Annotated in this window: 15 protein-coding genes and 1 pseudogene; 9 read left to right on the top strand and 7 right to left on the bottom strand. The window is 63.5% G+C overall.

Going from position 1 to position 13,656, the window contains the following annotated elements; genetic code table 11:
* Position 1: 1 nt before the first annotated feature.
* Positions 2-253: a GlsB/YeaQ/YmgE family stress response membrane protein gene (locus R1Z03_RS07350; RefSeq protein WP_272569255.1), complete on the bottom strand. Its 252-nt coding sequence runs from the start codon at positions 251-253 to the stop codon at positions 2-4.
* Positions 254-523: 270 nt separating this feature from the next.
* Between R1Z03_RS07350 and R1Z03_RS07355 the strand changes: the two genes are divergently transcribed.
* On the top strand, positions 524-880 hold the full coding sequence (locus R1Z03_RS07355; RefSeq protein ID WP_317358257.1) for a hypothetical protein: 357 nt from the start codon (positions 524-526) through the stop codon (positions 878-880).
* 50 nt (positions 881-930) lie between these two features.
* Here the strand turns inward: R1Z03_RS07355 and R1Z03_RS07360 are convergent, their stop codons facing one another.
* Complete coding sequence (locus tag R1Z03_RS07360) at positions 931-1,482, bottom strand: C40 family peptidase (protein WP_272569691.1); 552 nt, start codon at positions 1,480-1,482, stop codon at positions 931-933.
* A 266-nt stretch (positions 1,483-1,748) separates the two neighbouring features.
* Here R1Z03_RS07360 and R1Z03_RS07365 point away from each other — a divergent pair, with 266 nt between their 5' ends.
* The 6 genes and pseudogenes from R1Z03_RS07365 to R1Z03_RS07390 all read left to right on the top strand — a co-directional run bounded on the left by R1Z03_RS07365 (position 1,749) and on the right by R1Z03_RS07390 (position 7,110).
* On the top strand, positions 1,749-2,852 hold the full coding sequence (locus R1Z03_RS07365) for a PQQ-dependent sugar dehydrogenase (RefSeq protein ID WP_317358260.1): 1,104 nt from the start codon (positions 1,749-1,751) through the stop codon (positions 2,850-2,852).
* 126 nt (positions 2,853-2,978) lie between these two features.
* Entirely contained in the window at positions 2,979-3,581 is a 603-nt protein-coding gene (locus R1Z03_RS07370) for an isochorismatase family protein (protein ID WP_272569259.1), read from the top strand.
* Between the two features lie 158 nt (positions 3,582-3,739).
* Positions 3,740-4,195 (top strand): hypothetical protein, encoded by a 456-nt coding sequence (locus tag R1Z03_RS07375; protein ID WP_272569261.1) that lies wholly within the window; start codon positions 3,740-3,742, stop codon positions 4,193-4,195.
* 354 nt (positions 4,196-4,549) lie between these two features.
* A pseudogene (locus R1Z03_RS07380) lies at positions 4,550-4,651 on the top strand (aldehyde dehydrogenase family protein); the annotation flags it as partial.
* Between the two features lie 249 nt (positions 4,652-4,900).
* Positions 4,901-5,947 carry a PIN domain-containing protein gene (locus R1Z03_RS07385; RefSeq protein WP_317358263.1) on the top strand — a complete coding sequence of 349 codons (1,047 nt, stop codon included), beginning with the start codon at positions 4,901-4,903 and terminating at the stop codon, positions 5,945-5,947.
* A complete protein-coding gene (locus tag R1Z03_RS07390) occupies positions 5,944-7,110 on the top strand; it encodes a hypothetical protein (protein WP_317358265.1) in 1,167 nt (388 codons plus the stop codon). The genes R1Z03_RS07385 and R1Z03_RS07390 overlap by 4 nt, the downstream gene beginning before the upstream one ends.
* Before the next feature lie 115 nt (positions 7,111-7,225).
* Here the strand turns inward: R1Z03_RS07390 and R1Z03_RS07395 are convergent, their stop codons facing one another.
* The 4 genes from R1Z03_RS07395 to R1Z03_RS07410 are packed head-to-tail and all read right to left on the bottom strand — an operon-like array spanning position 7,226 to position 11,059.
* Positions 7,226-7,486, bottom strand: a complete 261-nt coding sequence (locus R1Z03_RS07395) for a hypothetical protein (protein ID WP_317358267.1) — start codon at positions 7,484-7,486, stop codon at positions 7,226-7,228.
* Between the two features lie 7 nt (positions 7,487-7,493).
* Complete coding sequence (locus R1Z03_RS07400; RefSeq protein ID WP_317358269.1) at positions 7,494-8,819, bottom strand: aminotransferase class V-fold PLP-dependent enzyme; 1,326 nt, start codon at positions 8,817-8,819, stop codon at positions 7,494-7,496.
* Between the two features lie 31 nt (positions 8,820-8,850).
* A complete protein-coding gene (locus R1Z03_RS07405; RefSeq protein WP_317358273.1) occupies positions 8,851-10,017 on the bottom strand; it encodes a PLP-dependent aspartate aminotransferase family protein in 1,167 nt (388 codons plus the stop codon).
* Between the two features lie 22 nt (positions 10,018-10,039).
* Positions 10,040-11,059, bottom strand: a complete 1,020-nt coding sequence (locus tag R1Z03_RS07410; protein WP_317358276.1) for a tripartite tricarboxylate transporter substrate-binding protein — start codon at positions 11,057-11,059, stop codon at positions 10,040-10,042.
* Positions 11,060-11,180: 121 nt separating this feature from the next.
* On the opposite strand from R1Z03_RS07410, the gene R1Z03_RS07415 reads away from it, so the two are divergent.
* On the top strand, positions 11,181-12,074 hold the full coding sequence (locus tag R1Z03_RS07415) for a LysR substrate-binding domain-containing protein (RefSeq protein WP_284406125.1): 894 nt from the start codon (positions 11,181-11,183) through the stop codon (positions 12,072-12,074).
* Positions 12,075-12,167: 93 nt separating this feature from the next.
* Here the strand turns inward: R1Z03_RS07415 and R1Z03_RS07420 are convergent, their stop codons facing one another.
* Positions 12,168-12,590, bottom strand: coding sequence for a hypothetical protein (locus tag R1Z03_RS07420; protein WP_317358280.1), 423 nt, complete (start codon positions 12,588-12,590; stop codon positions 12,168-12,170).
* A 136-nt stretch (positions 12,591-12,726) separates the two neighbouring features.
* Between R1Z03_RS07420 and R1Z03_RS07425 the strand changes: the two genes are divergently transcribed.
* Entirely contained in the window at positions 12,727-13,647 is a 921-nt protein-coding gene (locus R1Z03_RS07425; protein WP_317358285.1) for an AraC family transcriptional regulator, read from the top strand.
* Positions 13,648-13,656: the final 9 nt, after the last annotated feature.

Below are 13,656 nucleotides of genomic sequence, written 5' to 3' on the forward strand. Positions count from 1 at the left end.
TTCAGTTCTTGCTCTTGAAGAAGCTATACACCACCAGCAGCAGCATCGCGCCCAGGATGGAGGCGATCCAGCCGGCTGGCTCGCCCTCCTGGTACCAGCCCATGGCGAGTCCGATGTAGGTGGCCAGGAACGACCCGGCCACGCCGAGCAGCGCCGTCATGATCCAGCCGAGCTTGTCATCCCCTGGCTTGAGCGCACGGGCGAGCAAGCCCACCACGAGACCGACGAGAAGAACACCGAGGACGGAAAACATGGGCAGGCACTTTCTGGTTGAGATAGGGCGAATCTACCCGGCGGCTCCCAAGGCGCCATGTCGGACGAAGCGCACTGTGCTGCCGGCCGAAAATAGGGGTTTTTCGGGGAAGATCAGGCAGCGGGGAAACGGCGTGCGGGGTGTGGGAGCCGGCCGACAAGCCGACGCGCGTGAATCCCGCGCCTGGCGAATTGCGGGCTGGATAAGGTCATGGCTCTCCCACAAGAAAAGAAAGGAAAGCCCATGCCCATCCGATCCCCCCGCACTTTCTTGTCCGCCACCGTGTTGGCACTGGCCGCGGCCACCGGGGGCGCCATGCTGCCCTCCACGGCCCTCGCACAGAGCGATCAGGCATCGCTGGATCGCGGCGCACGGCCGGACACCACCCCTGCGCAACGCTATCAGACCGCGATCCGTGAAGCGGGCGGTGGTTTGAAAGTGGGTTTGGAAGAATGCCGTGCGGGTGAAGCGGGTGCCCGCAAGTCGTGCGAATCACAGGCCCGGGCGCGCTACCAGGCCGACATGGCTGCCGCCAAGGAAATGCTGCGCAATCCCGATGCCCGTCCCGTGAATGTGGTGGGCGAACCCATTCGCAGCACGGAAACAACGACCGTCATCAAACCCTGACAGGCCCAGGCGGCTTCACCATGCGCACGCGGTGCACCAGGCCAGAGCGCTCAGTTGGCGGAGCCGTCCTTGCCGCCGTCTTCGGTACTCACGCGGCGGGCGCCGTTGAAGCGCCGCTGCCAGTAAGAGGCGCCCATGTCTTCCACGCGGACTTCCGCACCGCTGCGGGGCGAGTGGATGAACTTGCCGTCACCCACGTACATGCCGACATGGCTGAAAGCGCGGCGCATGGTGTTGAAGAAGACAAGGTCGCCCGGTTGAAGGTCTTTCTTCTCGATCTTCTCGGTGGCGGCCGCTTGCTGGTCAGCCCGGCGCGGGAGTACCAGGCCCGCCGCCTTGCCGTAGATCGTGCGGATGAAGCCGCTGCAATCAAAACCGGTTTCGACGTCATTGCCACCCCGGCGGTAGGGCACGCCGAGAAATCCCATTGCCGTGGCAACGACTTCTCCAGCCTTGTCCTGCACGTTGTGCCGGGCTTCCTGGAATTGCGAAAGCATCGTCCTTTCGCGGACAAGACGGTCTAAATCATCGGAGGGCGCATTGTTGGGGGCGGCGTGGGCGCTGGCGCAGGCCAGCAACAAGAGGCAGATCCATCGAGACATGGGGCGCGAGGTTATCACGCATGTTCCGGCTTCCATTAGCAAAAAGTGTCGCAAAACCAAAGCCCCATGGCTTTTGGCTATGAAGCCGCTGCGTGGCATGCTCTTCCCGCTCGCAACGAAATTCGGCGAGTCCTACTTTTCCCTGGGGACGCGATGACTGGCAGGCCCTTGTGTTACAAAATTTCCGCTGTATGAAATTCGATAAATCTGGCTCTCTGTCTTCTGTTTTTTACCGGCTGTTATTGGTTACATCTGGCGCTGCGGCAATGGTGGCCGGCGTGGAGGCCCGCGCCCAACCGGCTACTCCCGTCGTGCCGCAGGCAGCAAAGACGCAAGGCCAGGCGGTGACTGTGGCCCAGGATCTGGCCAACCCCTGGGCGGTGGCGTTCCTTCCGGGCGGACGGTTCCTGGTGACGGAGCGCTCCGGCCGTCTGCGGGTGATCGAGGCCAATGGCCGGATCCATTCGCCCGTGTCCGGCCTGCCGCCGGTCGTTTTCGGCGGGCAGGGCGGCCTGCTCGATGTGGTCACCGACGCGGATTTCGAACGCAACCGGCGCATCTTCTTTTGCTACTCCGAGCCTGCGCCGCAGGGCGAGACCGGCAACAGCACCGCCATGGCGAGCGCGGTGCTGCCCCCCGGCGAAACTGCCTTGACCGACGTGCGGGTGATTTTCAGCCAACGGCCCAAGGTGCAGAGCTCGCTGCACTTCGGCTGCCGCATTGCGCAGGCCCGGGACGGATCCCTCTTTCTGGCCGTGGGCGAGCGCTCCTCCCGCAAGGAAGACGCCCAAAAGCTCGACGGCCACCTGGGCAAGATCATCCATGTGCAGCCCGATGGTTCGCCAGGTCCGGGCAACCCGACCGGCGCCGGCGCGCTGCCAGAAATCTGGAGTTGGGGCCACCGCAACCCGCAGGGCGCGACCATCGCCCCGGACGGGCGGCTGTGGATCCACGAGCACGGCCCGCAGGGGGGCGATGAAATCAACGTGCCCCAGGCCGGGCGCAATTACGGCTGGCCGGTCGTCACCTACGGCGAGAACTATGGCGGCGGCAAGATCGGAGAAGGGCTCACGCACAAGGCGGGCATGGAGCCGCCGCTGCACTACTGGGTGCCGTCCATCGCGCCGTCGGGCATGGCCTTTCTGACCAGCGACCGCTATGGCGCCGACTGGCGGGGCAGCCTGTTCATCGGCTCGCTCAAGGTCAGCCGGCTGCACCGGCTGGAGCTGGCGAACGGCAAGGTGGTGCGCGACGAATACCTGCTCGGCGGCCTGGCCGAACGCATCCGCGACGTGCGCCAGGGTCCGGACGGCTGGCTGTACTTGCTGACCGATGGACCCCAGGGCCGGCTGCTGCGCCTGACGCGCTGACTACCACTGGGCGGATCGGGCGTTCCCGCGCCAGTCCACCCCCGTCGCACGCCCCCAAGGAACCTGCGCCAAGCACGGCTGCGACAATCCCCGCATCTTTCACCTTTTGCCCAGCGCACCCCGCCCATGCTGCTCGACGCCTCCGAATCCCAACTCGTCCTGGTCGATTACCAGGAACGCCTGATGCCCGCCATCTTCGAAGGCCCGGCCGTGCTGGCCAACGCGCTGCGCCTGGCCCGGGCGGCCCAGTTGATGGAGGTGCCGGTATGGGGCACCGAGCAAAACCCCTCGCGCCTGGGGCCCAACGATCCGGCGCTGCGTGCGCTGTGCCGCAAGACCCTGGCCAAGATGCATTTCAGCGCGGCCGAGGAAGGCCTGGGCGAATGGTTGCGCCCCGAGCCGAAGCCGCCTGCCGGCAACGCCCGCAGCCTGCCCAAGCACCTGCAGAAACCCCAGCCCACGGCCGAAGAGCCCGGCGCCATCGTGATCGCCGGCTGCGAGGCCCATGTGTGCCTGCTGCAGACGGCGCTGGACCTGCTGGAGGACGAATTCGACGTGTGCGTGGTGACCGACGCCTGCGGCTCGCGCACCGAGCGCAACCGCGACGCCGCCTTCGACCGCCTGGCCGGCGCGGGCGCCGAACTGGTCACGACCGAGATGGTCATCTTCGAATGGGCGCGCACGGCGGAACACCCGGCCTTCAAGGATTTGCTGGCGCTGGTGAAGTGAGCCTGGGGTGGGAGAGCGGGCGGGGGAGCCTGCCCCTGGCCCATCCCTGGGCAGCGCCCGGCGACCGGGTTGATAGGATCTGATCGCGTCCTTCGCAGCCGCCCCCTCCGGTGCGGCTGGAAGGTTTGGAGTTTTATCCCACAAGGAGTTTTCACCCCATGCATTGGAAGTCCGCTTTCGCTTTGCTCGCCCTGTCTGGTGCGACCCTGCCCACATTCGCGCAATCCGACCGGCAGGTGGCCGAAGACATGGTGACCCGCTCAGCCAATGTCTGCCCCGGCCACAGCACCGAGCGCACCACGCCCACGGTCAAGGCCGTGCCCGTCGGCGCATTGCGGGTCATGCGGGACCGCGGCCTGGTGATGTGCCCGGACCGTCGCCTCGATGCCGACGCGCCGGCCGTGTTCTACGGCAGGGTCGGCGTGTTCGCATGGAACCCGGAAGTGGCGGCTGCTTCGGCTGTGATCGTCCAGCAGATCGGCGCCATGACCCGCAAGGACGAGTACCCGGTGGAGACGCTGGTCTGGGATGCCAAGGGCGCCCCCCTGAAACAACGCACCGTGCCGGCCTTCGAACCCAGGCCCGGGGCGGCGGTGCTGTACAAGATCCGTTGAGGCGAGGGTGACCGCTGTGGCGGCCGGGTCCTGTGCCTCGGCGTGAATTGATCTGCCGCAATGCAGATTGGCAAGCCAGCCGCTACAACCGAGGTGGGCGGGCTTGGCGGAAACGGGGCCGTAAGGGCCGGCCTCCACCCTCACATCCCCGAACGGGAGTTCTCATGTTCGACCACATCGGTATCCGCGCCAGCGACAGCGAGGCCAGTGCATCCTTCTTCCTGCGCGCACTGGCGCCCCTGGGGATCGCCGTCGCCATGAAGGGGCCGCACGGGGCGGGGTGATATCGGTTTTTGTGCAGAAACAGAAATCTCTGGAAAAAACACTCTTTAAATCAACTACTTAGGCTTGCTTTTCGGGGGCGTGAAGGAGTCGGGCTACGGGCGCGAGGGATCGACGCACGGGCTGGAGGATTACCTGCACACGAAGTATGTGTGCCAGGGGGGGTTGGGCTGAGGGTAGGGCGCTGGGGGCGCTTTCAGTTGAGCGCGATGCATGGCCCAGGGAGCCATGTTTATTCCGGCCATTGAGCACGACTGTCCACGAGCGCAGGGAAGAGGCGCAGCGGTTGGGACTTCAAAAGCTGCGCGCAACGATCACTACGCTGGAAACTGTGGGTCTTCGCGCTACGAGACCTCATCTGCGCCGTGGCCGAAGGCGTCCTGAGACGAGGGCCACGAAGTTGGCTCGGATTATCATTCTCTGGTGATCTATGTACTCATCGATACGTGCGTTTGGCTCAAACTCGCAGAAGACCACAAGCACACTCCGCTTTTGCAAGTGGTACGCGGAGCCGTAGCCCTTGGCAAAATGAAGCTGGTGGTGCCGCGCCAGGTAGCCGATGAGTTCGCTCGCAACCGAGCGAGAACACTCAAGTCCGCCGACAAGAGTTTTGCCGGGCACCTTCAAGAAGTGCGCAAAGCCATTGCAAAGGTCGGCGGCGACAAGAAGAAGAACCAGATGGTCTTGGCGCACTTGGCCGAGGTCAACCACAAGCTGCCGCAGCTTGGCAGGCCAGTTGAGAGCACGTTGGACGAGATCGAGAAACTCCTGTCGGCAGCCACCATCGTCGACCCGAGCGACGCGGTGATGCGTAAGGCGGCCGAGCGAGCGCTGCGTCTCGAAGCCCCGTGCCACAGGTCCAATAAGAATTCGATCGCCGATGCGGTGATTTTTGAAACCTACGCCGAAGTTTCTCGCGCCGGCCGCGCGAGAGACCGTTTCGCCTTCGTCACCGACAACCACAATGATTTCAGCGTCCCGGACGGCGACTTCAAGCTGCCGCATCCGGACATCGCTAAACATTTCAGCAAGATCAAGTCAATGTATTTCGTCAACTTGGCGGAGTGCTTACGAAGAGTCGACCCGTCCTTCGTCAGCGAGGTCCAGGGGCTGGCGTTGCAGGAGAAGCCGCGCGGTATCTCGGAACTACTCAAAGAACACGAGATCTTGAGGGACAAACTCTGGTATGGCCATCACAAGCATCTCGAATGGCAGATCGAGAAGGGCAAGGTCAAGCTGGTTACGAAGGCTGAATGGGACGCGCTGATGGCGAAGGATCACCGCAGTCATTCCAAGCATGTCGTCGAGAGCGGCATCAAGCTCGGCCGCGCCGCCGCAAAGCGGATGGAAAAGAAATATGGGAGCGAAAATCTTGGACCTTGGAGCGCGTTCGAATGGGGGATGATGAACGGGAAGCTGTCGGCGTTGCGTTGGATGATGGGCGAAGAGTGGGACATGCTCGATCTATGATCCCGCGCGCCGTACACGGGAAAATTTTTCACTTTTGTCCTGATGGCTCCGAGAGTGATGACGACATGGCGGGGGCGCTGCTGCTTCCGCCCGACTTCCCTTACGACGAGCTGGTGACCCTGGGCCAAGATTTGGAAACTGCGGACGTTCTGACGCCGGGCTACATTCCTCCGCCCGTGGGGCTATGCCATCCCGACGGCTTCATCTACGAGATGAATTTCGAACAGATCAAGACGGTGCTGCTCCCTGACCGCAATGTCGCATCGCGCTTCGCGCAAATTGCAAAGGGCGCCAAAGTTGAAGAGTCGATGCGCCCGGTCGCCGCGCTCCTTGCCTTCGCGCATTTTCTGGACATTGAGGTGGAACCCTTAATCGCATTTCACGAGCTAGCGCATAAGCAGGGAAATGCGGTCGCAAACGACGAACTCTCCTGGCTGCGTCAAGCGGACAACGCGAATGCATTCGCGAAAATGGACATTGCTATGGGCAGAGCGGCGCGCCTTGAAGGCTTCGTGGCGCCCGCGTCGATCGGCGACCTCGACTTGGCGAAGCCCATCGGCCGATGGCGCCGGAACTACATCGTGGCGCTCAAAATTGGCGAGCTCGAACTCGCTGGCCTTCCGCACTTGGAGCGCATCCTTGCATTGCTCAATTGGATGCACAAGGAATTCATCATCGCCGGCCCCGCCGCGATGCTGGCCTGCATTTACTACGCGCCAAACTCGCCTCCTCGAAAGGGACTCCTCAAACAGTTGCAGTCTGCCGATCGCGAAAGAGCCCTGGAAGGTGCGAAGAACGCTGCGTGGGACATCACCCATCTCAGTGACTTTGTGCGTCGTGTGAACAAGGCGGCCGCGGCTGGAACGCCAAGATACCTTTTCGCCAGCATGGATAGAAATCTTCACTACATTGCCCGGAGCATGTTCGATTTCGGCGCGGATGGCATTCGGCAGGATGCCATCGTCAGCGAATTGAGCAAATGGTGGCCGGAGTCCTCCGCGCGCGTGATCGCCAAACGCATGGCGGCCTTGTTCGAAAACGCCGACGATCCCGCGCGAGCGGTCAATCGGCCACAGGTCTCTTCATATGTTGACGACCTAATCGCAGTAGGTGAGCGAATCCTGGTGCAATGGCGGCCGCCGTCGATTGGGATCGGGGCCTAGGCCGCGTGTGTCAATGCACGCTTCTGACCGATAGTAGCTGGTCAATTTTGGTCTGCTGAATGCTGCAATCCGCCTTCTATTGCCGTAGTAGGCAGTCAGCCTCAGGGACTGTTAATCATCCCGCCTCGCCATAAGAAAAGTGATCCTTGCTCATCACCACATCCACGCGATGCACCTGAGCCGCCTCGGCAAGGATCGCATTCATCCGCGCCACGTCGCGAAAGATATCGCCCCCTCCGCCATCGAGATGCGCCTGCCGCCCCGCCAGATCGGGAAACGCTTCGAAGATGGCAAACCGTGTTTCCGAAAACCGAACGGCGAACCACGGGCCCGTGGCAGGCTCGGCTTCGACGCAGGCCCAAATGTTCCGCAGCATCTGCAACTCAAGCCAACAGATTTCGCTCCGCCTGAATGGCCGCTACCAAGCGGTCCAGCTCTTCGGTGGTGTTGAAGAGCGATGGGGTCACCCGCATCACCGGCCCGGAAGCCAACCCCGACTTCGCGACCACCAGAACGCCGTGCTTTGAGATGAAGCGCTCCTGGACCTTGCGCGCCTGCTCCATGGTGCGCAGGCCCGCTAAGCGAAATGCGCTGATCGCGCCATAGTTGTCGCGCTCCTGCGGCAGCATGAGCTCGACACCAGGCACATCCCGCGCCCTGCTGACCCAGTAGTCGCGCAAGGCACGCAAGTGGGCGAACTTGCGTTCCAGGCCGATGCGCTCTTGCACGGCCAAGGCCTTGGGAATGCTGAGCCGGGCTGCCACGTCCACGGTGCCTGTCGGAATGCGCGAGCGCAGGTCCTCCGCTTTGTAGATCTTGTTGCCCAGCCACTGCTGGATGTCTGCCTGTCTTTCCTTCTTGATGTAGATTGCGCCGGTACCCAGCGGCGCGGCCACCCATTTGTGCAGCGAAAAACCGACGAAATCCGCGCCATAGGTCTTTACATCGAAGGGCATATGGCCCACCGCCTGGGCACTGTCCAGAATGACATCGACGCCCCGCGCTTTGGCCATGGCCACGATCTCGGCGACGGGTGGCACAAGGCCGTTGCGGTTGGAGACATGGGTCAGCAGCAGCAACTTGGCGCGCGGTGTGTTGCGCAAGATGCTGTCATAGGCTTGCAGCACATTGGCGCGGGTGTGGGGCTCAGGCAGATTGAAGCGCACGACCTTGGCGCCCCGGCTTTGCTCCAGATAGTCCATGGCGTACTGCATTTCGTCATAGTCGGTGTCGGCATAGATCACCGCGTCACCCGCGCTGAGTGGCCGGTAGTTGACGATGAGTGAATACAGGGCCTCCGTCCCCCCGCCGCACAGCGTGACCTCGTCTTGTGTGGCGCCGATGAGGTGGGCCACGGCTGCGCGCGACTTGTTGAGTTCGGGATCGCGCGGAATGCCTTGTACCGCGCTGCGCAGGAACGTGGAGTTGTACCGGTTCACCCACATCGAACGCTCGAAGTAATGGGCTTGAACCTCACGGGTCATGGCCCCGTAGTACGCCGCGTCCAGGTTGATCACCGTGCGGTCCACGTCGTAGAGCCCGGCCAGTTCCATTTGCAGTGCGCTGGAGCCTGCGGCGGCAGACATCGAAGTTGCGCCAGTGCCTGTTGCAGTGCCCGTCATGGCAGGCGTCGTTGCGGATGCAGTGCCCATGGCCGCCGCCAGTGAGCTGGCGGTGGCGTAGCGGAAAAAGTGGCGTCGTTCAATCATGGATGGCTCTTTTCTCTTTAGGGATTGGAGGTCAGGACGGCAGTGCGCCAGCGGCATGCAGCGCTTGCTCAAGGTCTGCGATGAGCTTGCCCGAAGGCTCCAGCCCAATGGACAGTCGGACGATGCCCGCACTGAATGCGCAGTGCTTGCGTTTGCGTTGCTCTGTTTCGGGGTAGTACGCCGCCAGGCTGTGAACTCCGCCCCAGCTGGCCCCAATCTGGAACACCCGCAGTGCCGAGAAGAACTGGTGAATGGCTGCATCACCGTGGAAGTGCGGAACAAAAGACAGCACGCATCCACCACCGGTGAACGAAGCTGCCCAGCGCGTGTGGCTACGGTCTCCGGGGCGCGGCGGAAAGAGGACCTCTGTCACCGCGTCATGGCTGGTGAGCGCCGAGGCCACGGCCAGCGCACTGGCGCACTGGTGGGAATAGCGCACTTCCAGCGTGTCCATGCCCCGCAGGGCGAGGAAACAGTCTTCGGCACTCACCGCCTGCCCCAGAACACTCTGCGTGGTCCGAAACGCCTCGTACAGCGATCGGCTGTCCGTTGCGATGGTGCCGAGGAGCAGATCGGAGTGACCGCTCAAAAGTTTGGATGCAGCTTCCACCACGATGTCCACGCCCGCTGGAATGCCGCGAAACCCGAGGGGGGAGGCCCAGCTGTTGTCGAGCACCGTGCGCACGCCGGCTGTCCGGGTCACCTCCACGATGGCCGGAATGTCCTGCATCTCCATCGTGATAGAGCCTGGGGATTCGAGAAACACCAGCTTGGTTTGGGGGCGCAGCAAGCTCGCAAGGTCGGCCCCGGCCAAGGGATCGAATGTGTCGTGTTCTATGCCGAAGCGCTGCAGGTAGTCGCGGGCGAAGGTGCGCAGTGGACCATAGGCGGAGTCTGCGATGAGCACATGGTCTCCCGCCTCAAGCAGGGAAAGGGCGATCAAACACAGCGCCGCTTGCCCGGAAGGCACGGCGACACAATGGTGGGCTCCTTCCAGCGCCGCCACCCTTTCTTCCAGCGCGCGCGTGGTGGGGGTGCCAGTGACGCCGTAGGTGTAGCCGTCGAACAGGCGGTCTTTGCGGGAAGTGAAGTCTGCGACGGTGTCGAACAGGACGGTGGAGGCGCGCCAGACGGCGGGTGACAGGCTGCGAAACTGGTCGTTGGGCGCTTCGGGAGAAACGTGGGCTTGTGGGGGCATGCGGATGGCTCTTGCTGGCTGCTTATTCGGGCTTGATGCCCAGGCTGTTGACCACCTTGGCCCATTTGATGGCTTCGGCGCGTATGAAGGCCTGGGCCTCATCGGGAGAGCAACTGCCCAGCTGGATGGCAAGGCTGGAGATCCGGGACTGCACCTGCTTGTCCGCCAGCGCAGTGGCCGTCGCCTTGTGCAGCGCGGTGATGATGGGCTTGGGCACTTTGACCGGCGCCACCAACGCCCACCACTGTCCAAAGTCCATGGTGTTCAGCCCCAGCTCGCTGGCAGAGGGCACATTTGCAAGCTGTGGCACGCGCCGATTGCCCGTCACCATCAGGGGCACGATTTTTCCGGCACTGAACAGGCTGCTCGCGCTTGCCAAGGTGCAGAAGTGACCGCTCAGAACACCCGCCGCCACATCGGTCAATGCGGGCGCTGAGCCTTTGTACGGAATCATCTGCAATTCCAGCTTGGCCTCTTTGGCGTACAGACCCGCCGCCAGATGGCTGATGCTGCCCGTGCCGCTGGTGGCGATGCTCAGAGGCTCTGCCGCCTTTTTCGCATCGGCCACGAATTTCTGGTGCTGCCCAGCCTGGTACTTCTGCGCATCCACGAAAAGGACCAAGGGAGAGACTCCGAGGGTGGAGATCGCCGCCGAGTCGTTCATGATGTCGTAGGGCATCTTCTGATAAATCGACGGTGCAATCGCGTGCGCCAGTTCGATGATGGCGACCGTGTACCCGTCCGCTGCCGACTTCAACATTGCGTCCACACCCAGGCGGCCTGCAGCGCCGGGACGGTTGTCGATCACCACCGGTTTGCCCAGCCCATCGGCCATGCTCTGGCCGACTGCACGGGCCAGCACATCGGTGCTGCCGCCCGCAGACCAGGGGACGATCAGTTTGATGGGCCTGTCGGGGTATGGCGCCTGCGCCCACAGCGAAGCACCGGGCAGCAACATCGCTGCGCTGGCAGCGCCCCCCTTTTGCAACAACGATCTGCGATCCATGGCTGTGGTCCTTTCAATGTTGGTGGGCCGACCCATCAGCACCAGCGGGCAGTGCGCGTGGTCCGTAGGCCGGCGAATGAGAGAACTTTAGAATCCAGATCGATAACAATCAATGATGCGATCGATGGGGTCTATGCAAAAAGCTGATAGGTGGTGAATGAACTTTCGTCAGATCGAAGCCTTTCGCGCGGTGATGGTGACGGGCTCTGCGTCCCGCGCTGCAGACCTGCTGCAGATCAGCCAACCGGCCATCAGCCGCAGCATTCTGGAGCTGGAGAAGACCACCGGGTTCGCGCTGTTCGACCGGGTCCGTGGTCGGCTGGTGCCCACCGCCGAAGGCCATCTTTTCTTTCGTGATGTGGAGACCACGTTCCAGGGCCTGGACAGACTGCGGATCAGCGCAGCGCGTATTCGGGACTTTGGGACGGGCGACATCCGCATTGCCAGCCTGGCGGCGATGGGATCGACCCTGGTGCCCCATGCGCTGCGCTTGTTTCGGCAAAAGCACCCGTCGATTGCCGTCACCTTGCAGGTGGCCAGCTCAGCCACCGTGCGCGAGCTGGTGGTGAGCAGCCGTTTCGAGGTCGGTCTGGCGGCTGACGAAATCGATGTTGCGGGACTGGAGCACCAGTTGTTCGCCACGCCCAAAGCAGTCTGTGCCATGCCCGAGGGGCACAGGCTGTGCGCGCGCAAGGTGGTCAAGCCGGAGGACCTTCACGAGGAGGCCTTCATCGCGCTCTCGCCGGAGGACACTGTGCGCAGAAAACTGACGCGAATTCTGGAGGCAAGCGACGTCAGGCCCAAGGTGGTGGCAGAGACCCCCAATTCATCCACCGTGTGCGCGCTGGCGATGGAAGGGCTGGGCGTGGGGCTGGTCAACCCCTACGCCACAGACGGCTATGCGGCCCGGGGCGTGGTGTTTCGCCCATTCTCGGCAGCGCTGCACTTTCGAACCTTGCTGATCTTTCGGCCGGATCTTCCCAAGTCACGCATCGTGCGTGACTTGGCGGCTTGTCTGCTGAGTGCGCGCAACGCCAAAGCAGATCGGTGAACTCTCGATGGATGTGAAATGCGTCCACGTTTGCTGAACAGATGACCCCAACCAGCCTGTTTTGCCTTATTTGACAGTCAGCCTCACGGCTTTTTACTCATCCCGGCAATAAGAAAAATAGTCCTTGCTCATCAACACATCCACGCGATGCACCTGGGCCGCCTCGGCAAGGATCGCATTCATCCGCGCCACGTCGCGAAAGATATCGCCCCCTCCGCCATCGACATGCGCCTGCCGCCCCGCCAGATCAGGAAACGCTTCAAAAATGGCAAAGCGTCTTTCCGAAAACCGAACGGCGAACCACGGACCCGTGGCAGGCTCGGCCTCGACGCAGGCCCGGATGTCCCGCAGCATCTGCACCACCGCCTCCTCCTGGCCGGGGCGGGCCTCGATCTCGATGAAGAAGGCCTTGCGGCCCTCGGCGCCTTGTTCTCCCAGCACCTGCACACCCCGGTGCGGTGCGCGGGCAGGTTCGGCGGCGGGCGGGTTCTTGTGCGGGGGCGACAGCGGAGTCATGGGTGCCTTTCGGGGTTCGGTGCAACGCAACGACTGTAGGGTCGCGCCCACTCCGTTGCCTGCCCGAAGATCGGCAATCCTTGCCTGATCGTCCAGGCCCGTTGTGCCGGGCCGGCCTTCCTGGCCAGAATGCGCCATGGCGGACGACGAATTGACGCAAGCGGTCTTGCGCTACACAGGCACCACGCACCAACGGACGGGCGGCATCACCGCCACGCCGGTGCACGGCCTGTACCTGGTCCGGCGCACGGCGCCGAGCGCGTTGGAGCACGCGGTGGAGCAGCCCCTGGTGTGCCTGGTGCTGCAGGGGCGCAAGCGGGTCGCCATGGGCTGCCGCACGGCGTCCTATGCGGCGGGCGACACGATGATCGTCACGGCCAACGTGCCCACCGCCAGCCGCATCAGCCAGGCCAGCATTGCCCAGCCCTATCTGGCCGTTGCGCTGGAACTGGACCCGGCGGTGATCACCGATCTGGTCCTGGGATCGCCGGCGTGCGATGCGCCTCCCGCCGCGCCCGACGCGGCCGACACGGGCGATGATGATCTGCGCGATGCCGTGCGCCGGCTGGTGCGGCTGCTGGACCGGCCCGAATCGCTCGCGGTGCTCCAGGACGGCTTGGTCCGGGAGATCCACCATTGGTTGCTGCGGGGCCGCCAGGGCGCTGCGATCCGCCACCTGGGCTTGCCAGACAGCCACGCGCGCCGCATCGCGCGCGCGGTAGCGATCCTGCGTGCCGAGCCCGCGCGGCCGGTGCGTATCGAGCAACTGGCAGCGGCGGCCGGCATGGGCCGCTCGGCGTTCCATCGGCACTTTCGGGCCATCACCTCGCTGTCGCCGCTGCAGTTCCAGAAAGCACTGCGGTTGATGGAGGCGCGGCGGCTGATCCTGTCGCAGGGCAAGAGCATGCGCCAGGTCGCTTTCGAAGTGGGGTACGAGAGTGCCTCGCAGTTCAGCCGCGAATACGCCCGCATGCATGGTCAGCCTCCCACCAGGGACAAGCGGCAGGCATCCGGCCGGGTGGGCATGGTCCGCACTGCGGGTATCGCCAAGGGCTAGCTAGCCCAT

It is taken from the genome of Acidovorax sp. BLS4 (assembly GCF_032929295.1).
Classification (GTDB): Bacteria; Pseudomonadota; Gammaproteobacteria; order Burkholderiales; family Burkholderiaceae_C; genus Paracidovorax.

Excerpts from the sequence above, each read along its gene's own strand:
- R1Z03_RS07415 (WP_284406125.1), top strand. The coding sequence starts at position 11,181 with ATGAACTTTCGTCAGATCGAAGCCTTTCGCGCGGTGATGGTGACGGGC.
- R1Z03_RS07350 (WP_272569255.1), bottom strand. The coding sequence starts at position 253 with ATGTTTTCCGTCCTCGGTGTTCTTCTCGTCGGTCTCGTGGTGGGCTTG.
- R1Z03_RS07420 (WP_317358280.1), bottom strand. The coding sequence starts at position 12,590 with ATGACTCCGCTGTCGCCCCCGCACAAGAACCCGCCCGCCGCCGAACCT.
- R1Z03_RS07370 (WP_272569259.1), top strand. The coding sequence starts at position 2,979 with ATGCTGCTCGACGCCTCCGAATCCCAACTCGTCCTGGTCGATTACCAG.
- R1Z03_RS07390 (WP_317358265.1), top strand. The coding sequence starts at position 5,944 with ATGATCCCGCGCGCCGTACACGGGAAAATTTTTCACTTTTGTCCTGAT.
- R1Z03_RS07395 (WP_317358267.1), bottom strand. The coding sequence starts at position 7,486 with ATGCTGCGGAACATTTGGGCCTGCGTCGAAGCCGAGCCTGCCACGGGC.
- R1Z03_RS07360 (WP_272569691.1), bottom strand. The coding sequence starts at position 1,482 with ATGTCTCGATGGATCTGCCTCTTGTTGCTGGCCTGCGCCAGCGCCCAC.
- R1Z03_RS07400 (WP_317358269.1), bottom strand. The coding sequence starts at position 8,819 with ATGATTGAACGACGCCACTTTTTCCGCTACGCCACCGCCAGCTCACTG.
- R1Z03_RS07405 (WP_317358273.1), bottom strand. The coding sequence starts at position 10,017 with ATGCCCCCACAAGCCCACGTTTCTCCCGAAGCGCCCAACGACCAGTTT.
- R1Z03_RS07365 (WP_317358260.1), top strand. The coding sequence starts at position 1,749 with ATGGTGGCCGGCGTGGAGGCCCGCGCCCAACCGGCTACTCCCGTCGTG.
- R1Z03_RS07425 (WP_317358285.1), top strand. The coding sequence starts at position 12,727 with ATGGCGGACGACGAATTGACGCAAGCGGTCTTGCGCTACACAGGCACC.
- R1Z03_RS07375 (WP_272569261.1), top strand. The coding sequence starts at position 3,740 with ATGCATTGGAAGTCCGCTTTCGCTTTGCTCGCCCTGTCTGGTGCGACC.
- R1Z03_RS07410 (WP_317358276.1), bottom strand. The coding sequence starts at position 11,059 with ATGGGTCGGCCCACCAACATTGAAAGGACCACAGCCATGGATCGCAGA.